The 20,471-nt window shown below is 71.5% G+C and carries 27 protein-coding genes; 12 read left to right on the forward strand and 15 right to left on the reverse strand.

Going from position 1 to position 20,471, the window contains the following annotated elements; genetic code table 11:
- Positions 1-105 precede the first annotated feature (105 nt).
- The 4 genes from SROS_RS45680 to SROS_RS04510 all read right to left on the reverse strand — a co-directional run bounded on the left by SROS_RS45680 (position 106) and on the right by SROS_RS04510 (position 3,610).
- The gene (locus SROS_RS45680) at positions 106-1,575 is read right to left on the reverse strand and encodes a serine/threonine-protein kinase (protein ID WP_012887693.1); all 1,470 of its coding nucleotides are present in this window, start codon (positions 1,573-1,575) and stop codon (positions 106-108) included.
- On the reverse strand, positions 1,562-2,566 hold the full coding sequence (locus SROS_RS04500; RefSeq protein WP_012887694.1) for a LacI family DNA-binding transcriptional regulator: 1,005 nt from the start codon (positions 2,564-2,566) through the stop codon (positions 1,562-1,564). Before SROS_RS04500 ends, SROS_RS45680 begins: the two co-directional genes overlap by 14 nt.
- Before the next feature lie 116 nt (positions 2,567-2,682).
- The gene (locus SROS_RS04505) at positions 2,683-3,222 is read right to left on the reverse strand and encodes a GNAT family N-acetyltransferase (RefSeq protein ID WP_012887695.1); all 540 of its coding nucleotides are present in this window, start codon (positions 3,220-3,222) and stop codon (positions 2,683-2,685) included.
- Between the two features lie 61 nt (positions 3,223-3,283).
- A complete protein-coding gene (locus SROS_RS04510) occupies positions 3,284-3,610 on the reverse strand; it encodes a DUF2516 family protein (RefSeq protein WP_012887696.1) in 327 nt (108 codons plus the stop codon).
- A 200-nt stretch (positions 3,611-3,810) separates the two neighbouring features.
- Here SROS_RS04510 and SROS_RS04515 point away from each other — a divergent pair, with 200 nt between their 5' ends.
- Entirely contained in the window at positions 3,811-4,521 is a 711-nt protein-coding gene (locus SROS_RS04515; protein WP_012887697.1) for a VOC family protein, read from the forward strand.
- Positions 4,522-4,609: 88 nt separating this feature from the next.
- Here the strand turns inward: SROS_RS04515 and SROS_RS04520 are convergent, their stop codons facing one another.
- From SROS_RS04520 to SROS_RS04535, 4 genes are all read right to left on the reverse strand, one after another.
- Entirely contained in the window at positions 4,610-5,077 is a 468-nt protein-coding gene (locus SROS_RS04520; protein WP_012887698.1) for a hypothetical protein, read from the reverse strand.
- 3 nt (positions 5,078-5,080) lie between these two features.
- The gene (locus tag SROS_RS53720; RefSeq protein ID WP_012887699.1) at positions 5,081-5,608 is read right to left on the reverse strand and encodes a helix-turn-helix domain-containing protein; all 528 of its coding nucleotides are present in this window, start codon (positions 5,606-5,608) and stop codon (positions 5,081-5,083) included.
- A gap of 68 nt (positions 5,609-5,676) precedes the next feature.
- A complete protein-coding gene (locus SROS_RS04530; RefSeq protein WP_012887700.1) occupies positions 5,677-6,603 on the reverse strand; it encodes a M56 family metallopeptidase in 927 nt (308 codons plus the stop codon).
- Entirely contained in the window at positions 6,600-6,956 is a 357-nt protein-coding gene (locus tag SROS_RS04535; RefSeq protein WP_012887701.1) for a BlaI/MecI/CopY family transcriptional regulator, read from the reverse strand. Before SROS_RS04535 ends, SROS_RS04530 begins: the two co-directional genes overlap by 4 nt.
- 206 nt (positions 6,957-7,162) lie before the next feature.
- On the opposite strand from SROS_RS04535, the gene SROS_RS04540 reads away from it, so the two are divergent.
- A complete protein-coding gene (locus SROS_RS04540; protein WP_012887702.1) occupies positions 7,163-7,684 on the forward strand; it encodes an O-acetyl-ADP-ribose deacetylase in 522 nt (173 codons plus the stop codon).
- 10 nt (positions 7,685-7,694) lie between these two features.
- Here the strand turns inward: SROS_RS04540 and SROS_RS04545 are convergent, their stop codons facing one another.
- Genes SROS_RS04545 through SROS_RS04555 form a run of 3 tightly spaced genes read right to left on the reverse strand, consistent with a single transcriptional unit; the run spans position 7,695 to position 9,785 of the window.
- Positions 7,695-8,225: a GNAT family N-acetyltransferase gene (locus SROS_RS04545; protein ID WP_012887703.1), complete on the reverse strand. Its 531-nt coding sequence runs from the start codon at positions 8,223-8,225 to the stop codon at positions 7,695-7,697.
- A gap of 10 nt (positions 8,226-8,235) precedes the next feature.
- Complete coding sequence (locus SROS_RS04550; protein WP_012887704.1) at positions 8,236-9,045, reverse strand: hypothetical protein; 810 nt, start codon at positions 9,043-9,045, stop codon at positions 8,236-8,238.
- A gap of 2 nt (positions 9,046-9,047) precedes the next feature.
- On the reverse strand, positions 9,048-9,785 hold the full coding sequence (locus SROS_RS04555; protein ID WP_012887705.1) for an SDR family oxidoreductase: 738 nt from the start codon (positions 9,783-9,785) through the stop codon (positions 9,048-9,050).
- Positions 9,786-9,884: 99 nt separating this feature from the next.
- On the opposite strand from SROS_RS04555, the gene mshA reads away from it, so the two are divergent.
- Genes mshA through SROS_RS04570 form a run of 3 tightly spaced genes read left to right on the forward strand, consistent with a single transcriptional unit; the run spans position 9,885 to position 12,426 of the window.
- Positions 9,885-11,168: a D-inositol-3-phosphate glycosyltransferase gene (mshA, locus tag SROS_RS04560; RefSeq protein ID WP_169369246.1), complete on the forward strand. Its 1,284-nt coding sequence runs from the start codon at positions 9,885-9,887 to the stop codon at positions 11,166-11,168.
- Positions 11,169-11,177: 9 nt separating this feature from the next.
- Entirely contained in the window at positions 11,178-11,657 is a 480-nt protein-coding gene (locus SROS_RS04565) for a type III secretion system chaperone family protein (RefSeq protein ID WP_012887707.1), read from the forward strand.
- 25 nt (positions 11,658-11,682) lie between these two features.
- A complete protein-coding gene (locus tag SROS_RS04570; protein ID WP_012887708.1) occupies positions 11,683-12,426 on the forward strand; it encodes a phosphoglyceromutase in 744 nt (247 codons plus the stop codon).
- A gap of 136 nt (positions 12,427-12,562) precedes the next feature.
- Here the strand turns inward: SROS_RS04570 and phoU are convergent, their stop codons facing one another.
- On the reverse strand, positions 12,563-13,222 hold the full coding sequence (phoU, locus tag SROS_RS04575) for a phosphate signaling complex protein PhoU (protein WP_012887709.1): 660 nt from the start codon (positions 13,220-13,222) through the stop codon (positions 12,563-12,565).
- Positions 13,223-13,379: 157 nt separating this feature from the next.
- Between phoU and SROS_RS04580 the strand changes: the two genes are divergently transcribed.
- A complete protein-coding gene (locus tag SROS_RS04580) occupies positions 13,380-14,561 on the forward strand; it encodes a sensor histidine kinase (RefSeq protein ID WP_043654728.1) in 1,182 nt (393 codons plus the stop codon).
- Positions 14,558-15,247: a response regulator transcription factor gene (locus tag SROS_RS04585; RefSeq protein WP_012887711.1), complete on the forward strand. Its 690-nt coding sequence runs from the start codon at positions 14,558-14,560 to the stop codon at positions 15,245-15,247. The genes SROS_RS04580 and SROS_RS04585 overlap by 4 nt, the downstream gene beginning before the upstream one ends.
- A 211-nt stretch (positions 15,248-15,458) precedes the next feature.
- On the opposite strand, the gene SROS_RS04590 is transcribed toward SROS_RS04585, so the two are convergent.
- A complete protein-coding gene (locus SROS_RS04590; protein WP_012887712.1) occupies positions 15,459-16,040 on the reverse strand; it encodes a copper chaperone PCu(A)C domain-containing protein in 582 nt (193 codons plus the stop codon).
- A 262-nt stretch (positions 16,041-16,302) separates the two neighbouring features.
- On the opposite strand from SROS_RS04590, the gene SROS_RS04595 reads away from it, so the two are divergent.
- The 4 genes from SROS_RS04595 to SROS_RS04610 all read left to right on the forward strand — a co-directional run bounded on the left by SROS_RS04595 (position 16,303) and on the right by SROS_RS04610 (position 18,081).
- Positions 16,303-16,785, forward strand: coding sequence for a CarD family transcriptional regulator (locus SROS_RS04595; RefSeq protein ID WP_012887713.1), 483 nt, complete (start codon positions 16,303-16,305; stop codon positions 16,783-16,785).
- Between the two features lie 17 nt (positions 16,786-16,802).
- A complete protein-coding gene (ispF, locus tag SROS_RS04600) occupies positions 16,803-17,282 on the forward strand; it encodes a 2-C-methyl-D-erythritol 2,4-cyclodiphosphate synthase (RefSeq protein WP_012887714.1) in 480 nt (159 codons plus the stop codon).
- Between the two features lie 168 nt (positions 17,283-17,450).
- Positions 17,451-17,717, forward strand: a complete 267-nt coding sequence (locus tag SROS_RS04605) for a GlsB/YeaQ/YmgE family stress response membrane protein (RefSeq protein ID WP_012887715.1) — start codon at positions 17,451-17,453, stop codon at positions 17,715-17,717.
- A 97-nt stretch (positions 17,718-17,814) separates the two neighbouring features.
- Positions 17,815-18,081 (forward strand): GlsB/YeaQ/YmgE family stress response membrane protein, encoded by a 267-nt coding sequence (locus SROS_RS04610; protein WP_012887716.1) that lies wholly within the window; start codon positions 17,815-17,817, stop codon positions 18,079-18,081.
- On the opposite strand, the gene SROS_RS53725 is transcribed toward SROS_RS04610, so the two are convergent.
- Both SROS_RS53725 and SROS_RS04620 read right to left on the reverse strand, forming a co-directional pair.
- Entirely contained in the window at positions 18,078-18,209 is a 132-nt protein-coding gene (locus tag SROS_RS53725; RefSeq protein ID WP_281047997.1) for a hypothetical protein, read from the reverse strand. The two genes, SROS_RS04610 and SROS_RS53725, sit on opposite strands and share 4 nt — an antisense overlap.
- 470 nt (positions 18,210-18,679) lie before the next feature.
- Positions 18,680-20,011: a DUF2637 domain-containing protein gene (locus SROS_RS04620; protein ID WP_012887717.1), complete on the reverse strand. Its 1,332-nt coding sequence runs from the start codon at positions 20,009-20,011 to the stop codon at positions 18,680-18,682.
- A gap of 66 nt (positions 20,012-20,077) precedes the next feature.
- On the opposite strand from SROS_RS04620, the gene SROS_RS04625 reads away from it, so the two are divergent.
- Positions 20,078-20,467 carry a PPOX class F420-dependent oxidoreductase gene (locus tag SROS_RS04625; RefSeq protein WP_012887718.1) on the forward strand — a complete coding sequence of 130 codons (390 nt, stop codon included), beginning with the start codon at positions 20,078-20,080 and terminating at the stop codon, positions 20,465-20,467.
- Positions 20,468-20,471 lie beyond the last annotated feature (4 nt).

Below are 20,471 nucleotides of genomic sequence, written 5' to 3' on the forward strand. Positions count from 1 at the left end.
GGCCAGGGGCCGGCGCCCAGAGATCGGCCGAGCCGGCGTTCGGCGGTGACGTGACGGGCTGCCCGCCGGCACCCCGGACGCCGGGGGGTGTCCCCCTCCTCCCCGTCAGCCGGTGAGCGCCATCGCCACGAGCCCGAGCTGCGACTCCAGCGCCCGGCGCAACTCGTCGGACAGGGAGCCCTCGCGGTGCCGGTCGGCGATCTTCCCCCGGACCGGGGTGAGGTCGCGTGAGCAGCAGACGCTGCCGGCCAGCACCTGCCGCAGGTCCAGCGCCACGTCGGGCCGGATCCCGCCCCGGTCCTCGCCCTCGGCGAGCAGCGCGTTGAAGCCCCGCACGCTCTGGCCGAGGGTGGGCACCGATGACCGGGCCATCTTCACCACGGGGGGCGTCCGTGGCGCGTTCTCCGTCCGGACGGCCCGCGGATCGGGCCGGCCGCGGCCGGTCTCGCGGGTCGCGACCGGCCGGGGGCGTGTGGTGGGGGCGATGGGCGTGGCGCGTGTGGTGGGCGTGGCGGCCGGTGCGGTGCCGAGGCCGGGATCCGGCCGGCCCGGGACGGGACCGAGGGGCGTGACGGGGGCCGGCCGGGCCGTGGCGGTGCCGAGGGCCGTGGTGGGGGACGGGCGCCGCTCCGGGGCGGCGGTGACCTGGTGCCACACCAGCGCCCCGGCGACCAGCGCGGCGGCCGTCGCGACCACCGTCCAGCGCATGGCCACGGCGCCCGGGACCGTACGGGCTCCGGCCAGGGCCGCGGTGAGGCCGTCGGCCAGCTCCTGAGCCTTCGGCCGGTCCTCAGGCCCGTGCGACAGGCAGTCCCGGCAGAGCGCGGCGACCTCGGAGGGCAGTCCCGGGGCGCAGGCGGCGGGCGGCGGTCCCACCCGCCGGACGTTCTCGATCTCCTCCCAGGTCCGTTCCGGGTACGGCGTGCCGCCGGTGAGCATCTCGAAGAGCAGCACGCCGAGCGCGTAGACGTCGCTCGCCGGGGCGGCGGTCATGCCGGTCAGCCGTTCGGGGGCGACGTAGGGAGGCGTGCCGTAGTCGGAGGCGCGGTCCTCGTCCTCCTCCCCGATGAACGCCGCGATGCCGAAGTCGAGCAGCTTGGCGCCGTCCGCGGTCAGCAGCACGTTCTCGGCGGTGACGTCCCGGTGGACGATGCCCCGCCCGTGGGCGGCGGCCAGCACGTTGGCCAGCCGGGCGGCGATCAGGGCCGCCTCCGCCCACGGCAGCGGGCCCGCCGAGATCCGGTCGGAGAGCGGGCGCCCCTCAAGCAGCCGCATCACCACGTAGGCGGCGAGCCGGCCGTGCGAGGTCACCGTCTCGCCGTAGTCGTAGACCTCGATCGCGTCGGGATGGATGAGCCGCGCGGTGGCGCGGGCCTCACGGCGCATGAGCTCGCGGCCCCCCCGGTCGGCGCCGAACTCGCCGTCCAGCAGCTTGACCGCGACCAGCCGCTGCAGGGACTGGTCGAAGGCCCGCCAGATGACGCTCATGCCGCCCCGCGCGATCGGTTCGAGCAGCAGGTATCTGCGGGTGAGCACCTCTCCCGCGCGGAGTCCGCCGGGCTCAGGCGGACTCACGGACCACCAGCTCGGTGGGGAGCATCGGGTTGTTCCTCACGGTGTCGGCCGAGGTCATGGAGAGCAGCAGCAGCCGGGTGGCGAGCGCGGCGAACTCCTCCACGGGCTGGCGGACGGTGGTGAGCGCGGGAGAGATCCGCCGGGCGATGGGGGCGTCGTCGAAGCCGATCACCGCCACGTCCTCGGGCACCCGGCGGCCGGTGCGGCGCAGGGTCTGTACGGCCGCCGCGGCCATCACGTCGGAGGCGGCGAACACGGCGTCGACGTGCGGCATCCGGCGCAGCAGCCACTGCATGCCGTGCACCCCCGAGGAGTGGGTGAAGTCGCCGTAGGCCACCGGCACGCCGGTCATCCCGGCCAGGGCGAGCGTCTGCACGAAGCCGTCGAGCCGGTCCCGCGACGCGGGCAGGCCGGGCGGTCCCGCGATGACGCCGACGGCTCGCCGGCCGCCGAGGAGGAAGTGCTCGGCCGCCTGCCTGCCACCGTCGCGGTTGTCCATGTCGACGTGCGGGAGGTCGATGCCGTCCGGCGGGCGGCCCGCGCTCCGCACGGGGATGCCGGACGCGGCCAGGGTCACCGCGAGGGGATGCCGATCCCGCGCGCCGACCAGCAGGACGCCGTCGACCCCTCCGGCGACGAGCGGTGGCGTGGCGATGGTGGAGGTGGCGGCGGTGGCCGTCATCACCGCCAGCGGCACGCCGTGGCCGGTGAGCACCTCCTCCACCGTGGTGATCATCCGCGCGTAGAAGGGCTCGGTGAAGAGCCGGTGTGCGGGCTCGCAGACCACGACGGCCACGACCTGGTCGGATCGGCGCCCGGCCCCGCCCCGGGGCGCGCGGTGCCGTACGTAACCGAGACGCGAGATCGCGTCGTGCACCTGCCTGCGGGTCGATGTGCTGACCCTGACCGAACCGGTGAGTACCCGGGAGGCGGTGGCGGGGGAGACCCCTGCTTCCGCCGCGACCTGGGCAAGTGTGGGTAGATCAGACATAACTTCCTCCACACCAAGATTCCGCACAGGTGGGAGCGCTCCCAGTGAACGTAGCATTGTTTCGGAAGTGTCAAAAGATGTTTCCGAAAAATCACCAGATGTATGTCAAATTTGCCTTACAGCCTGTCAGAGGCGAGCACCGACATCATGATCGAGTGGTGCCACTCGCCGTCCCGGCGCAGGACGTCGCGGCGCACGCCCTCCTCGACGAACCCCACCTTGCGGTACACGTGGAGGGCCCGCTCGTTGAACTCGAAGACCTCCAGGCCGACCCGGTGGAGCTCGGTGGTGGCGAAGACGTGGTCGAGCACCAGCCGGATCGCCTCGGTGCCGTAGCCCTTGCCGAACGCGCGCGGGCCGATCAGGGCGATGCGCAGGTTGCAGGACAGGTTGTGCGGGTCGAGCTCGTTGAGCACCACCTCGCCGACGTAGGCGTCGTCCCCCGCGGTGCAGATCGCCAGGTCCAGCCGGTCGTCGTGGTCGCCGCGCGAGCCGTACCAGATCTTGGCCGCCTCGCGGTCGATCTTCCCCTGGGAGCCGGTGAGCCGCATGGTCTCCGGGTCGTTGACGAGCTCCCAGAGGCCGTCGACGTGCTCGGGGCCGACGGGGCGGAGCGTCACGCGCTCGCCGGACAGGGTGGGCTTGTTCGCGAACATCACCCGGAGTGTCTATCCGCCCGGCTGGGTGCGGGCAAGTCGATTACCCCCGCCGGAGGCCCTACCAGGGACCGTAGGGGCCCTGGTTGCCGCCCTTGCCGACCTCGCGCACGGCGGGCCGCACGTCCGCCAGATAGATGGCCGAGGCGATGACGGACGCGATCGTGAAGATGCTCAGCACGTTGAGGTACTGCACCGCCGCGGCGAACCCGAACAGCGCCGCCAGGCCGAGGATGACCAGCCAGAGCTTCTTGCTCTGCTTGCCGGTGACCGCGAACGCCTGCGCCGGGGTCCGCAGAGCGTGCACCAGAGCCCAGGCCGACAGGGCGAAGACGCCGATGGCCAGGACCCAGAAGATCAGGTCCAGAACGCCGTGGATCTGGATCATCGTCTCTCCCAAACGCTCGCTTCACTGGTGTCTGCCAGCCTAATGCCGAAACCACCCGCCGCGTCGTCCCTGGCCCCGTATGCGCTCGCCGTACGGCGGCGGCGCGGAGGAAACGGCGGCGTACCAGGGGGAACGGCGGTGTCGCAGGGGGAATCGGAAGAACGGCGCGCCCGCGCCGGGGGCGCTGCGATCATGTCGACATGACACAGAATGTTCCGGACGGCGGCAGAAGACTGACCCGGCGGGAGATCTCCGACGCCGTCGGCGACCTGGGATGGCGCTACGTCCTGGGCCTCGTGCGCGCGTCGGTGCCCGTGACGTCGCTGTCCCAGGCGGCCGACGTCGCCGCGCGCGTGGCGGCCGTGGCCGGTGACGACGGCGACGGAAGCCTGTCGATGGACGCCCGCCGTGACCGGCTGGTCCTCAGCCTCCAGTCGTCGGCCACCGGCCTGGTGACGCCGCTGGAGATCGGGCTCGCCCGCCGGATCTCCGCGGCCGTGGGCGAGCTCGGGCTGCGCACCGACGCCGGAGCCGGCGGCCGGGAGTCGCGGTCGGACCAGGTCCTTGAGATCGCGATCGACGCGCTCGACATCGCCGCGATCCGCCCGTTCTGGAAGGCGGTGCTGGGCTACGCCGACGAGGCCGGCGCCTGCGGCGCCGAGGACCCGCTCATCGATCCCGTCGGCCAGGGACCGGCGATCTGGTTCCAGCAGATGGATGCGCCGCGACCGCAGCGCAACCGGATCCATTTCGACATCTCGGTCCCGCACGACGAGGCGCCCCACCGCATCGCGGCCGCGCTGGCCGCGGGCGGGGTGCTGCTGTCGGACGTCCAGGCGCCCGCCTTCTGGGTGCTGGCGGACGTGGAGGGCAACGAGGCGTGCGTCACGACCTGGCAGGGCAGGGACTGACCCCGCGAAGGGCGGGAGCCGTCCCGCGGACGGCGCCGGGACCGTGAGGTGCGCCGAGCCTCCCGGCGGAGGCTCGGCGCGGACGGTCTCAGGCCTTCGGGGCGGAGCCGGTCTTCGGAGTGCGGCTGTTCTTCCTGGTGGCCTGGGTGGCGATCGCGGGCTCGGCGGCCTCGGAGACCTCCTCCAGCTCCAGGGCGGCCTCGCCGCTGGCCTTGGAGACGACCTTGCGGCCGCGGCTGGCGAACTCCTCGTAGAGCTCGACGGCCTTGCCGGTGAACTGGTCGGCGTAGACGCGGGCCTTCTCCGGGAAGTCCTTGGCGTACCCCTCGGCCTTCCCGCTGAAGTCCTTGGCGTAGCCCTCGGCCTTGCCGGCGAACTCCCGGGCCTTCTCGGGGAGGTCCTTGGCGGCCTCGCGGATCTCCTCGCGGCGGCCCTGCAGCTTCTGGATCTGCTCCGGGAGCTCACGGAGCTTCTCGACGGCGAAGTCTCCGGCGCCGGCGACGGCGTAGAACGGCTTGGACTCGGCGAGCTTCTTGACTTCGGTGGCGAGAGTCATGGGTTAACCTTCCTTGGTTTCCGGTGTGACGTGGCCGTTGCCCGTGGGAGCCGCATAGGGCTTCAGTGCGGCGAGATACTCCTCGGGCAGTGGCACCTCGTCGTTCGGCGAGGAGACGGCGTCGCCCCCATGGGGCTCCGGTGCGGGATGCGCTTTCTGGGAGGTCTGCGCGTCCTCGTCCGGGGCCCCGGCCCGGTTCTCCTTGCGGAACGACTCGTAGATGTCGATCAGCACCTGTCGCTGGCGCTCGCTGATGAGGTGATCGGCCCTGATCGCGGTCAGCACGTCGCTGTCCGGCTCGCGCTCCTCGATGAGACCGGCCTGGACGTACAGCGCCTGTGAGGAGATGTGCAGGCCCTTGGCGATCTGGTTCAGGATCTCCGCGCTGGGCTTGCGCAGTCCTCGCTCGATCTGGCTGAGATAGGGATTGGAGACCCCCGCCGCGGCGGCGAGCTGACGCAGGGAGATCTTCGCATGCGTGCGCTGCTCGCGGATGTACTCGCCGATCGAGCCGACCTTGGGTAGTGCCATGCCTTCAGTCTGCCCGACGGCGCTTGCAATTGCAAACGGACTGGCTAACAGTTGCAAGCACGGGTTGGTCAGTGCGGCACCAGCCAGAGCAGGGGGGCCGAGGCGGTCAGCGTGATGGAGAAGGCGACGATGCTGTAGCGGAGCCCGCGGGACAGGGCGGGCCCCGGGGTGACGAGGCGCTCGACCCGGGCCATCACCGCCGAGCAGGAGCCCGCCGCGCCCATCGCCCCGTTCGGGGTCGGTACGGCGCCCGCCGTGCCGAAGCGGAGCAGGGCGGTGGCCAGCCGGCGGGGCGAGCAGTAGCGGCGGGCGACGTCGTCGGCGGCCATCTCCACCAGCAGGCTGACCTCGTTCTGCACGTCCGAGACCAGCCTCGACCAGGGCAGCGCCCGGCGCAGCGCGGCGAACGGGAGCAGCACCAGGTCGTGGCGCTCGCGCACGTGGGCGGTCTCGTGGGCGAGCACCGCGCTCAGCTCGGCGGGCGAGAGCAGCTCCAGGGTGCCCGCGCTGACCACGACCTGGGACCGGAGCCCCGGCACGCAGTAGGCGGTGGCGCCCGGGTAGTCGACCACCCGTACGCCGGGGATCTCGGGGTCCTCGCGGGCGATGAGGGCGAGCAGGGTGCGGTGGCGGTGCCGGGCGCGCAACGTCTGCACACCCGCGACCAGGAGCACCACGATGAGCACGACGAGCGCGGTCAGCCCGGTGATGAGGGCCACGATCCTCGGCAGGTCGTACGGCTCGGGCGGGCCGTACCCGCCGCCGAGCGCGGAGGCGGCGAAGGCGTGGAGACCGTGCAGCACCCCCTGGCCGTAGGGCTCCAGGGCGTAGGCGAGCAGCGTGCCGGTCCCGGCCAGTCCCCAGGTGACGCCGAGCGCCTGCCACAGGACGATGGCCACGTGCGGGGCACGGTATGTCCATCGGGCCCGGGTGAAACGCCAGGCTCCGACCGCGCAGACCAGGGCGAGTGTCGCCAGGGCTGCTGCGGTTATCACTCGTCCTCCAGCTCCGTGAGGGCTCTGCGCAGGATCTCCGCCTCGTTGCCGGAGACGGCCTGGGCGAATCGGGTAAGGGCGGCCGACCGGTCTCCGGTCAGGTCGAGTGCTTCCAGCATAAGCTCCGCGATGTATGCGTCGCGGCTCTCGGCGGGTTCGTACCGCCATGCGCGCCCGTCACGGGTCCGTACGAGGAACCCCTTGCGGGTCAACCGGTCGAGCACGGTCATCACGGTCGTGGGCGCGAGGTCCCGGTCGGCGATCAGGCGACCGACCTCACGCGCCGTCACCGCTGATGGCTGTGCCCAGATGATGTCCATGATGCTGCGTTCAAGCTCGCCGAGACCCTTCACGTGGACAAGCCTAACTCCCGCACCACGAGGGGTAGTACTACGGGTTGTCGAGTCGCGACCGGCCGCAGGCGTGAGCGGCCGCGACGGCCGCCCCGGTGACGCGTGCCCGGCCGGCGCCGGGCGGCGCCGGAGGCGCGATCTCCCGTGGACGAGGGCATCGGAGCCGTCCTTCCGCGTGAACCCGGTTTCCCGGGTATTCACTCATTATGGAGATCAAGCTAATCCAAGGGGACATCACCGGCCAGGACGTCGACGCGGTGGTGAACGCGGCGAACTCCTCGCTGCTGGGCGGCGGGGGCGTGGACGGGGCCATCCATCGCCGCGGCGGCCCGGAGATCCTTGAGGAGTGCCGGGCGCTGCGGGCGTCGCGGTACGGCCGGGGACTGCCCACCGGGCAGGCGGTCGCCACCACCGCCGGCAGGCTCCCCGCCCGCTGGGTGATCCACACCGTCGGCCCGGTGCACTCGGCCTCCGAGGACCGCTCGGAGCTGCTGGCGTCGTGTTACCGGGAGTCGCTGCGGGTCGCCGACGAGCTGGGCGCGGAGACCGTGGCCTTCCCCGCGATCTCCACCGGCGTCTACGGCTGGCCGATGGACGACGGCGCCCGCGTCGCGCTGTCGACCGTGCGGGGGACGCCCACGAGCGTCGCCGAGGTCAGGTTCGTGCTGTTCGACGCGGCGGCCTACGCCGTCTTCGAGCGGGCGCTCGGTGAGGCTCCGCCCGCGTGACCGCTGCCGCTCAGGACTGGAGGGAGAGACGGTTGACCATGTAGATCTCGTCACGGTCGTCGCCGGGGGCCAGCCGGATGGCCTTGGGGATGCGGCCGACCTCGGTGTATCCCAGTCCCGCGTAGAAGCGCTCGGTCCCCGTGCCCCCGCGCACGGTCAGGTGCAGCGCCTCGACGCCCATGGCGCGGGAGGCCTCGGCGGCGGCGCGCATCAGCTGGGAGCCGTAGCCCCTGCCCTGGTGCTTGGGATGGACCATCACGCGGAGCACCCAGCGCCAGTGGGACCGCAGCCACGACCCGGCGTCGCCCAGGATCAGCCAGCAGGCCACCCGGCCCTCGGCGTCGAAACCGACCAGCAGGTGATCGAGGTCGCCGCAGCGGGCGAAGGCGGCGACGGCCGTCTCCCGGATGTCGGAGGCGGTCACCGGGGGGACGAAACCGACGGACCCACCCGCGTTGCTCACATCGGTCCAGCAGTCGACGAGCTCGTCGACCAGTTCGGGGGTGAGTTGGGGGTCAGTGACAAAATGCAGTTCGAGCATGAAAACGACCTTAACCGGACCGGCCGACAGGGCCGGGGGCGACGGCTGTCCAGGGGAGCGTGACCTCGCCCAGCCGCCAGCGTGACCGGCCGCCGAGCGGGGGGCGCGCCGCCACCGGCCAGGTCCCGGAGAGCGTCCGCACGGCGGCCGTCCAGCGCTGGCGGGAGCCGTAGGAGGCGAGAGGGGCGTTGACCGCCCAGGCGTGGTCGAAGTCGCGCAGGAAGGCGTGGACGGGCTCGCCGGGGACGTTGCGGTGGATCAGCGTCTTGGGCAGGCGATCGGCGAGGTCGGAGGGGCGGTCGAAGGCGTCGAACCGGGCGGAGAAGGTCAGCGTCCGAGGGCCGGAGGCGTCGAGCCCGGCCCAGACCGCGCGGTGGCCCACCTCCGAGCAGGTGCCCTCGACGATCACCCCGTCCCGGGCGATCCTCCCCCGGAGCATCGCCCAGTAGTCCCACGCCTCGGCCTCGCCGTACTGCCTGAGCACGTTGAACGCCCGGACCAGCAGGGGCGGCCGGCCGACCGGCAGCTCGAAGCCGCCGAGCGCGAAGGACAGCCCCGGCCGTTCGTACGGCTTCGCCGCCGCCACCCTGGCCGGGTCGATCTCGATGCCGACGACCTCGACCGTGGGACAGACCCTCCGCAGCCGCAGGAACAGCTCCAGGGTCGTGGTGTGCGAGGCCCCGTAGCCGAGGTCGACCACCAGTGGCCGGTCCGCCGAGCGCAGGAGGCGGCCGTGGACGGCGGCGATCCATCGGTCGGCCCGGCGGAGCCGGTTGTGTCCCGTCGTCCCCCTGGTGATCTCCCCGATCGGTCTCCGCACGGTCAGACGCGGTGGATCTTGTACTGGGCGGCCTGGGCGCGGGGACGGATGACCAGGCGGTCGATGTTCACGTGGGCGGGGCGGGTGACGCACCACGAGACGGCGTCGGCCACGTCGTCGGCGGAGAGCGGGCCGGGGACGCCCTCGTAGACGCGGTCGGCGGCGGAGGAGTCGCCCCGGAAGCGGTTGAGGGCGAACTCCTCGGTGTGGACCATGCCGGGCGCGATCTCGATGATCCGGACCGGCTCGCCGCACAGCTCCAGCCGGAGCACCTCGGCCATCGAGCTCTGGGCGTGCTTGGCCGCGTTGTAGCCGCCGCCGCCTTCATAGGAGACCAGCCCGGCGACCGAGGTCAGCATCACCAGCACGCCGTCGCCCGACTCGACGAGCCGGGGCAGCAGCGCCTGGGTGACACGGAGCGAGCCGAGCACGTTGATGTCGTACATCTTCTGCCAGTCGGCCACGTCCCCGCTCGCCACCGGCTCCAGCCCGACCGCGCCGCCGGCGTTGTTGACCAGCACGTCACAGCGGTCCAGCGAGGCGGCGAGCTCGTCGACCGACTCCTGGGAGGTCACGTCCAGCGTCACCGCGCGGATCCCGGGCACCTCGGCGGCCAGCTTGTCCAGCCGGTCCCGGCGCCGCGCCGCGGCCACCACGTCGAAGCCCTCCGCGGCGAGGCGGCGTGCCGTCGCCTCCCCGATCCCGCTGCTGGCACCCGTCACCACTGCTGTCCTGTTCATGGCCCTCAATCCTGCCAGGGCCCCGCGCTGTCGGTCCCAGCGCGTCCACCTGAGGGGAATGTTGCGAACTATTGGTTGGTTATATCCCCTTCGGAGGTGGTGTCGGTGAGGCGACGGCGGGTCAGCCGGGTCGCGACGATCAGCATGCACACGTCCCCCCTGGATCAGCCGGGCACCGGGGACGCGGGCGGCATGAACGTCTACATCGTGGAAGCGGCCAGACGCCTGGCCCAGCTCGGGGTGGAGGTCGAGATCTTCACCCGGCAGACGTCCCGTGACCTGCCTCCGGTCGCCGAGATCGCGCCGGGCGTGTCGGTCCGCCACGTCACCGCCGGGCCGTACGAGGAGCTCGACAAGGGCGACCTGCCCGGCCAGCTCTGCGGCTTCCTGTCCGGCGTGCTGCGCACCGAGGCCATGTACGAGCCCGGCCGCTACGACGTGATCCACTCCCACTACTGGCTCTCCGGCCAGGTGGGCTGGCTGGCCAAGGAGCGCTGGGGCGTGCCGCTGGTGCACACCATGCACACCATGGCCAAGGTGAAGAACCTCCTGCTCGCCGAGGACGACAGGCCCGAGCCGACCGCGCGCGTGCTGGGCGAGGAGCAGGTCGTCCAGGTGGCCGACCGGCTGGTGGCCAACACCCCGACCGAGGCCCAGGAGCTCATCGACCTGTACGGCGCCGCCCCCGGCCGGGTCGAGGTCGTCAACCCCGGGGTGAACCTCAACGTCTTCCAGCCCGCGTCCAAGGGCGCGGCCCGTCACCGGCTCGACCTGCCGCAGGACGCCCACGTGCTGCTGTTCGTGGGCCGCGTGCAGCCGCTCAAGGCCCCCGACGTGCTGCTGCGCGCCGCGGCCCGGATGCTCATCGACGACCCCTCGCTCCGGTCGAGACTCGTCGTCGTCTGCGTCGGCGGCCCCAGCGGCAACGGCCTGGCCCGGCCCTCCTACCTCACCGACGTGGCCGCCTCGCTGGGCATCTCCGACGTGGTCAGGATCGTCCCCCCGGCGCCCCAGCACGAGCTGGCCGACTGGTACCGCGCGGCCGACGTGACGGTGGTCCCCTCGCACAACGAGTCGTTCGGCCTGGTCGCCCTGGAGTCCCAGGCCTGCGGAACGCCGGTCGCCGCGGCGTCCGTGGGCGGGCTGCGCACCGCGGTGGCCGACGGCGTCTCCGGCGTGCTCGTCGAGGGGCACGACCCGCAGGACTGGGCGCGGGTGCTCAGCCGGTTCGTGCACCGGCCGGCCTGGCGGGACGCGCTCGCGGCGGGTGCGGTGGCCCAGGCCGCGGCCTTCGGCTGGTCGGCCACCGCCGCCCGGCTCGCGGACGTCTACGCCGGGGCGATGGCGAACCTGCACCACGTCCCGATCGCGGTCAGCTCGTAGGCTGAACGCATGCGTGAAGTGATCGAGGCCGCGCTCAAGAGCGCGGAAGTCTCCTACGAGGAGCCCCGTCCGGGGGCCTTCCTGGCGAAGCTCCCCGGCCAGCACAAGCTCGCGACCATGACATGGCTGATCGTGGGGGACCGGGTCCTGCACGTGGAGGCGTTCTTCTGCCGTCAGCCCGACGAGAACCACGCCGAGTTCTACCGCTGGCTGCTGACCAAGAACGGCTCCACGTACGGCGTGCACTTCGCCCTCGACCCGGTCGGCGACGTCTACCTCATCGGCCGGGTCCCGCTGGCGGCGGTCTCCGAGGAGGAGATCGACCGGCTCCTCGGCTGCGTGCTCACCTACTCCGACGAGGGCTTCGACCGGGCGCTGGAGCTGGGCTTCGCCTCCTCGATCCGGCGGGAGTGGGAGTGGCGCGCCAAGCGGGGCGAGTCGCTGGCCAACCTCCAGGCGTTCGCCCGCTTCGCCGACCCCGAGCGCTGAGGGACCGCCCACTAAGCTTGTCCGCATGGCGACTTTGGTGCTGCTACGGCATGGTGAGAGCGAGTGGAACGCTAAGGGTCTGTTCACCGGATGGGTGGACGCGGGGCTCTCGGCCAAGGGCGAGGAGGAGGCGCGGCGCGGCGGGCAACTGCTGCTCGACGCCGGGGTTCGGCCCGACGTGGTCCACACCTCGGTGCTGACCCGGGCCATCCAGACCGCCAACCTCGCGCTCGGCGCCGCCGATCTGCTCTGGCTGCCGGTCACCCGCTCCTGGCGGCTCAACGAGCGCCACTACGGCGCGTTGCAGGGCAAGGACAAGGCGCAGACGCGCGCCGAGTTCGGCGACGAGCAGTTCATGCTCTGGCGCCGTTCCTACGACACCCCGCCGCCCCCGATCGCCGACGACGACGAGTTCTCGCAGATCGGCGACCAGCGCTACGCGGCGCTGCCGGACGAGCTGCTGCCGAGGACCGAGTGCCTCAAGGACGTCGTCGAGCGCATGCTGCCGTACTGGTACGACCAGATCGTGCCGGACCTGTCCGCGGGCAGGACCGTCCTGGTCGTCGCGCACGGCAACTCCCTGCGCGCGCTGGTCAAGCACCTGGACGGGATCGGCGACGACGAGATCGCCGGGCTCAACATCCCCACCGGCATCCCGCTCCGCTACGAGCTCGACGACGACTTCCGGCCGGTCGCCAAGGGCGGCCTGTATCTCGACCCCGAGGCCGCCAAGGCGGCGATCGAGGCCGTCGCCAACCAGGGCAAGTAGGTCCCGGCCCCCCGGCGGACGGACGCCGGGGCCGGAACAGACCGCAGGAAGGAGGAAGGGCCCGCCGACCGGCGGGCCCTTCCTCACCTGCTCTCCTTCTCACCCTGCTCGGAGGGGGCTTTGCGGGCCTGCGGGCCTACCGGAGGTCGGCGTCCTGCGTGCGGGAGCCGGTGACCAGGTAGACCACGTCCTGGGCGACGCGGACCGCGTGGTCGGCGTAGCGCTCGTAGTAGCGGCCGATCAGCGTCACGTCGATGGCCGGTTCGACGCCGTACTTCCAGTCGTCGGCCATCAGGATCTTGAACAGCCTGCGGTGCAGCCTGTCCATCGCGTCGTCGTCCGCCTCCAGCTCCAGGGCCGACTCCACGTCGCGCGAGGCGATGCAGCTCCCCGTCTTGGTGATCAGGCGCTCGGCGATCTGGCCCATCTCCAGGATGGTGGAGCGGATCTCCGGGGGGATCGCCGAGTCCGGGTGGCGCAGCCGGGCGACCTTGGCCACGTGCTCGGCCAGGTCGCCCATCCGCTCCAGGTCGGTGCCCATCCGCAGGGCCACGACGATCGTGCGGAGGTCCACGGCCACCGGCTGCTGCCTGGCCATCAGGTCGAAGATCGACGCCTCGATCTCCGCGAAGATCCGGTCGACCTCCTCGTCATGGGAGATGACGCTCTCCGCGAGCTGGAGGTCGGAGTCGAGCAGGGCGGTGGTGGCTCTGGAGATCGCCGACCTCACGAGGCGGGTCATCTCGACCAGCCGGTCGGTGAGGGCATCGAGTTCTTCGTGATAGGCGTCGCGCATGGCCCTCAACGTACGCGCGCGACAGTGAACGAACCTCGACCGTAAAGTGAACTTTGCGGGAAAGGCGATGGTCGTGCCCTCATGAGCTGCCTGAACGGCGAAACTCACGCCTACCATCAAGGCGTGAACCCGACAGGAGGACCACGTGAGTGAGCTGATGGCGAGCCTGGCCGCGCTGGCCGGTTTCGTCGTGGGAGCGCTGGCCGTGATGGTCGTCCGCCAGAACGTGGGACAGCGACGGATGATGACGCCGGTGGACGACGTCGAGCCCGGCGCCCTGCCCCACGGGGTCGCCTCGGTGCTGGCCGTACTGCCGTCCTCGGCGGTCGTGCTCGACAAGGAGGACCGGGTGCTGCGGGCCAGTTCGGCCGCGCGGGCGTTCGGTCTGGTCCGGGGGGACCACCTGATGGCGGCCGAGTTGCTCGCGCTGGCCAGGCAGGTGCGCAGGGACGGTGAGATCCGTGAGAGCGAGATCGAGGTGGCCGGGCACAAGTTCGGCCAGGAGTCGACCAACTTCGCGGTCAGGGTCGCCCCGCTGGGATCGCACGGCCAGGTGCTGGTGCTCGCCGAGGACCAGACCGAGCACCGGCGCGTGGAGGCGGTGCGCCGTGACTTCGTCGCCAACGTGAGCCACGAGCTCAAGACGCCGGTGGGCGCGCTGTCGCTGCTGGCGGAGACCATCCAGGACGCCGCCGACGATCCCGAGGCGGTCACCCGCTTCGCCGGGCGCATGCAACACGAGGCCGCCCGCCTCACCTACCTGGTCCAGGACCTCATCACCCTCTCCAGGATCCAGGGAGCCGAGCCCATCCCCACCCCCGGCCCCGTCCCGATCGACGAGGCCGTGCACGAGGCCATCGACCGCTGCAACACCACGGCGGCGGCCAAGGACATCACCCTCGTCGCCGGCGGCGCCGAGGGCCTGCAGGTCTGGGGTGACGACGAGCTCCTCGTCACCGCGCTGCGCAACCTCATCGACAACGCGGTCGCCTACAGCCCCGAGCACACCCGGGTCGTGGTCAGCGCGCGCGCGGCGGGCGCCCACACCGAGTCCGTCGAGATCAGCGTGAGCGACCAGGGGATCGGCATCCCCGAGAGCGCGCAGGAGCGGATCTTCGAGCGCTTCTTCCGCGTCGACGCCGCCCGCTCGCGCGCGACCGGTGGCACGGGCCTCGGCCTGGCCATCGTCAAACACGTCGCCGCCGCCCACAACGGCGCGGTGACGGTGTGGAGCAAGGAAGGCTCAGGCTCCACCTTCACCCTCCGCCTGCCCGCCTTCGGCGGCATGGCGGTGGCTGTACCCGGTAGCACCACCATCCCCCAGGAGGCCGCGCAGTGACTCGCGTGCTTGTTGTCGAGGACGAGGAGTCGTTCTCCGACGCCCTGTCGTACATGCTGCGCAAGGAGGGTTTCGAGGTCGCGGTCGCGGCCACCGGCCCCGAGGCGTTGGACACTTTCGACCGTAACGGCGCCGATCTGGTGCTGCTCGACCTGATGTTGCCCGGCCTGCCCGGCACCGAGGTCTGCCGCTCCCTCCGCCAGCGCTCCAACGTCCCGGTGATCATGCTCACCGCCAAGGACAGCGAGATCGACAAGGTCGTCGGGCTGGAGCTCGGCGCGGACGACTACGTGACCAAGCCCTTCTCCTCAAGGGAGCTGGTGGCCCGCATCCGCGCGGTGCTGCGCCGCCAGGGCGACGTGGAGGAGCTGGAGTCGGCCGTGCTGGCCGCCGGACCGGTCCGGATGGACGTGGACCGGCACATCGTCGCGGTCCGCGGTCAGCAGGTGCAGCTCCCCCTGAAGGAGTTCGAGCTGCTGGAGGTCCTGCTGCGCAACGCCGGCCGGGTCCTCACCCGCGGACAGCTCATCGACCGTGTCTGGGGTGCCGACTACGTGGGTGACACCAAGACCCTGGACGTGCACGTCAAGCGGCTGCGCGCCAAGGTCGAGTCCGACCCGTCCAACCCGCGCTGCATCCTCACCGTCCGCGGGCTGGGCTACAAGTTCGACCCCGCGGAGGACTGAGAGGCGTCCGGCGGCCCCGCCCCGCGCGAAGGCCGCCGGTACGGAGATCCCGCCGGTACGGAGGTCTCATGGGCACGGAGATCCCGCCGGTACGGCCCGCCCCCGCTCGGGCGCGTGGGGCCGATGGGCCCGCCCCGCGCGAAGGAGCGCGTGCCGCGCGCGAGAAGGGGGGTGTACGGCCCGCGGGCCGTACACCCCCCTTCGGCGTCCGCTAGTGGTCGCCCTCGGCGTGCTCCGCCGTGGCGGAGGGCGTGGGCGTCGGCGTGGGAGCCGCGGTGGCGCCCGGAGCCTGCGGGAACTGGGTGAACTCACGGCTGCGGGTGATGACCGGAATCGTGAGGGGGACGATGCCCGCGTTGGCGAACTGCAGCTGCACGGTGATGCTCTCGCCGCCCGCGAGGGGCTTCTTGAGCCCTTCGATCAGGACCGTGGGCGTGGGCTTGCCGACGCTCACCCGCTGCTGGACGGGGAGGTCGACCGGCGCGGTGACCTTCGCGGTGCCGAGGGCCGGGTCGACGCCGAGGCCGAGGAGCCTGTCGGGCCCCTGTCCGGTGTTCACGAGGGACAGGTAGAGCGGCGTGGCCCCTCCCGACGGGAGCGTCGCGCCGGAGTCCGGGCCCAGGAAGAAGGCCTGGGAGATGTCGATCCCCCGCACCTTGGCGGTGGTCGCCTCGGTCGGGGAGTAAGGCTGGCTGGTAATCGCGTCGAATCCGGCACCACAGCCGGTCAGGACCGGGGCGGCTGCGAGGAACGCGGCGGCGGCGATCGCCCAGTGACGGCTGTTGCGGGTCACGGTGCGAGTTCTCCTTGTCACACAGGATGTAGGGCGGAGCCCAACCCTATCCGTGAGCTTTGCCGGGTTTTCCGGCGCCCCACCTGATCGTCGGGAGGCGGGGAGTGCAGGTCATAGACGTTTTTCTCACCCTTGATTCATAGAGTCGAGCCCTTGTCAAGCCTTAATATGCCGCTTTGACCTGCAGTTATGGTGATTTCACTGTTCCGGGAGGCTGTGGATACGTGGTACTCTTGAGTACAGCGGAAGGGGTACTTGTCACATGACTTTCCAGGTCGGCGACACTGTCGTCTACCCCCACCACGGGGCTGCTCGGATCGAGGCAATCACGACCCGAACCATCAAGGGTGAGGAAAGGACCTACCTGGTTCTCAAGGTCGACAAGGGCGACCTTACCGTCCAGGTGCCGGCTGACAACGCAGAACTCGTGGGTGTTCGCGATGTCGTCGGTCAAGAGGGCCTTGAGCGCGTTTTCGACGTGCTTCGCATGCCTCACACCGAAGAGCCCACGAACTGGTCCCGCCGCTACAAGGCCAACCTCGAGAAGCTGGCGTCCGGTGACGTCAACAAGGTGGCCGAGGTCGTTCGCGACCTGTGGCGACGAGACAAGGAGCGCGGACTCTCCGCAGGAGAGAAGCGAATGCTGGCCAAGGCCCGGCAGATCCTGGTCAGCGAGCTTGCGCTCGCCGAGAAGACCAACGAGGACAAGGCCGAGGCCCTGCTCGACGAGGTTCTCAACTCCTGAACACGACATTTCCACGGGTGGGCGTCGGAGTCGACGTCCACCCGTTCGCATCCGGGCGCGAGCTGCACCTCGCGGGTCTGCACTGGCCGGGTGAGACCGGCCTTGACGGGCACTCCGACGGTGACGCCGCCGCCCACGCCGCCTGTGACGCGCTGCTGTCCGCGGCGGGTCTCGGCGATCTCGGTGGCCTGTTCGGCACGTCCGATCCCCGCTGGGCAGGGGCCTCCGGCGTCACCCTGCTGGAGGAGGCCGCCAGGAAGGTGCGCGCCGCCGGCTTCGAGATCGGCAACGTGGCCGTCCAGGTGATCGGTAACCGGCCGAAGCTGGCGCCCCGCCGTACCGAGGCCGAGAAGGCGCTCAGCGCGGCCGTGGGCGCGCCCGTGAGCATCAGCGCCACCACGACCGACGGCCTGGGGCTCACCGGGCGTGGCGAGGGCGTGGCGGCCGTGGCGACCGCGATCGTGGTGAACCTGCCGGCGGTTTCAGGCGTCTCCTAATACGGAACGCGAAAGCGTTCCGGCGGGCGGCGCGGAATGCCCGCCGATACATTCGAGGCGGTGGCCCGTTTCCTGGCGCGGTACGGGCCACCCCTTTTTTTCGAATGATCTATGAATGACCTGGGTAGCTCCCTAATGACCATGTCTCGTCACCGGGGGGAGCAAGGCATGATTGGATCGATTGTCTCCGCGATCGTCATCGGGGCCATCATCGGAGCACTGGCACGGCTCATCATTCCCGGACGCCAGAATCTCTCGATAGGGCTGACGCTCATCGTCGGTATCGTCGCCGCTCTCGTCGGCACGCTCATCGCGGCCCTGCTCGGTATCGCGAACACGCGGGGAATCGACTGGTGGGAGCACATCCTCCAGCTCGCGCTCGCCGTCCTCGGGGTGCTGCTGGTCGTTCAGATGCGTGCCGGAAAGGCGCGCTGAACCGAAATTTTGTCATTCCCAGGAATATCCCTGACGTAGGGGGTAGCCACCTCCCTGTGAGAGTGAAGGGCTCACCTCACTTCACTGGGAGGTAGATATGACTATCGAGTCCATCATCGGGGCCATCATCATCGGTGCCGTCATCGGCGCCATCGGTCGTCTCCTGCTTCCCGGTAGGCAGGCGATCGGATGGATCCTGACCATCGTGGTCGGTATCGTCGCCGCTCTCATCGGCACCGCGATCGCCCAGGTTCTCGGTGTCGCGACCACCAATGGCATCGACTGGATCGAGCTCGTCATGCAGGTCGTCCTGGCCGTCATCGGTGTCGGCCTGGTCGCCGGCCTGAAGCGGTCCAGGGTCTAGACAGCGGGGTGCATCATCCCGACGACCTCGCCGAGGCTCGACTGGACACCCTCCGGTCCGGAGGCGGACGCGGTGACGCACATGATGTCCCCGTCCTCCATGAAGACCTGCTCGGTTCCGTCAGGCACACCGAGCGGGTCTCGGCCGTTCCGGGCCGGTTCGGGAAACACGCCGAACCGGCCTCCGGCCGATCCTGACACGGGCCCGGAGGTGAGCAGATCGCCGGTCCGCAGCGGGGCGCCGCTCACCGATGTGTGAGCGAATAAGCTGCGGGCCGGTCCAACACCGGGTAGGGAGCGGCGGTCGGTGACGACCCCGCCGCCCAGCGCCCGGCGGGTACGGCGGGGCGGACGGGACGCCGGCCACGTAGCCGATCCCGGCAGACACGTCCGGCCGCCGACACGGCCCGAGGACCGGGTCGGCTCCTCCCAGGCCTCGGAGCCGGCCCGTCGGCCGCACGATCGGCGCGCCGGACACCGTCCACGCTCGACGCCCCGCCGTACCGGCCGACGGCATCCGCGGCCGGCCGAGCGGGTGCCGGCGGCGGTCACCCAGGACGCCGTCACGCCCGGCGCCCCGGATCACGTCGGGGGCGGTTTCATTCTTCCGGCGGCGTGGGCGTGCTGCGCATGCGCCCGGAGGGCGGGGCCGCGGCCTTCTCGTCCTTTTCGCCCACCTCGATCCGGGCCCCCTCCTCACGCGGTCCGGAGGACGCCTCCGTGAGATCCTCCCGGTGCGTCTCGGGGTGGGCCTCCTCCGCGAGGTCCTCCCTGAGGGGCGCGTTCCGGGCCTCCTCCTCGGCACCCTCCTCGGGCGGCCCGGAGGCCTCGTGCGGCCCGGAGGTCGCCTCCGTGGCGCTCTCCGCACGGTCGGCCGCCTCGGCGCCGTGCGCCGGGTCCGGGGACGGCCCCCCGGGCATCGCCCGGAGCGGCTGGGTGTCGGCGTCGCGGTCGCCGACCTCGGTCTCCCGCTCCCGCGGTGGTTCCGCGCCCGCGTCCCAGGTCTCCACCCGCTCGCTGACCCGGCTCTCGGGCTCGGGCTCCCGTACGGCGGCGCGGGGCGGGTGGACGAGCAGGTCTCCCTGGCGTGGCCGGACCAGGTCGCCCCAGCGCACGGGCTTCTCCGGCGCGGGAACCGGTTCGAGGTAGGGCTCGGGCGCCGGTCCGGGGACGGTGGCGGGCTCCGGGAGCTCGCCGATCTCGGGTGTCTCCGGAGCCGGGGTGGGGCCGACCACCGGCACGCCGGCCGGGAGGTCGTGGTGCGGGGCGGACTCCAGCGGAGGGGCGGCCTGCGGGTCGAGCACGACCTCGGCCACGGGATGGTGGACGGGGTGAACGGGGTGGCCCGGCCGGGCCGGGTGTTCCGCGGTCGCCAGGTCGGCGTCCGGGAACGGCACGATGTCGCGGCCGTGGCCCGCCGGTCTCGCGTCGGCGGCGGCCCGCCGGGCGGCGGCGTGCTTGATCAGCAGGAGCCAGAGCCACAGGGCGAGGAGCAGCATCACCCACGGGGCGACGGCCACGACAACGGCGGCCTGGCGCGCGTCCACCGTGGCCCGCGTGGCCGTGGTCACCTCGGCCGCGGCCGCGGCGGCGAACAGCAGCGTCAGGACCACTCCCGCCTGCAGGCGGACCGGCCACCGCCCGCCCCGCAGCAGCAGCACGCCGATCATCGCGATGGCGAGCAGCGCGTCGAAGGCGGCCGGATAGAGATAGGCGAGCCTCTGGTCGGCCTCGCCGGCGATGGCGAGGACACGCAGGTCGTCGAAGGAGAGCACGCACGCGGCGGCGGCGAGCGCGGCCACACCGACTCCGGTGACGGCGATCCCGGCGCGGCGCAGGGCGACGGCGGCCCGGCTCGGCTCGGCGAGTGGGGGCACGGTCGGGGAGGGGCGGGAGATCGAGTCTGCCGCCGCGGGGGATTTGACGTCCATGGCGCTTCGAGCCTACAGAATCGCACCTGACATGATCGATGGAGTGAAGCAGGAACGAGGAGAGACATGGCAGAACTGACCGCAGACGTGCGCGCGCTGTTCGACGGGGCGAACTTCGCCACCGTGACGAGCCTGAACGCCGACGGCAGCCCGCAGGCCAGCGTGGTCTGGGCGAAGACCGACGGGGACGACGTCGTCTTCTCCACGGTCAGGGGGCGGCGCAAGGACCTCAACTTCGCGCGTGACCCGCGGACGGCGATCGTGGTGGTCGACCACGTCAACCCCTATCGTTACGCGGAGGTGAGGGGGAAGGTCACCGTGACCGAGGATCCGACCGGGGCGCTCATCGACGAGCTGTCGCACAAATACACGGGTAAGTCCTGGGTGGAGGCGCACGCCGGAGCGGAGCGGCTGATCGTGCGCGTCATCCCCGAGCGGGTCTACCTGCGCGGATGATTTC

The sequence above is a fragment of the Streptosporangium roseum DSM 43021 genome (genome assembly GCF_000024865.1).
Taxonomy (GTDB): domain Bacteria; phylum Actinomycetota; class Actinomycetes; order Streptosporangiales; family Streptosporangiaceae; genus Streptosporangium; species Streptosporangium roseum.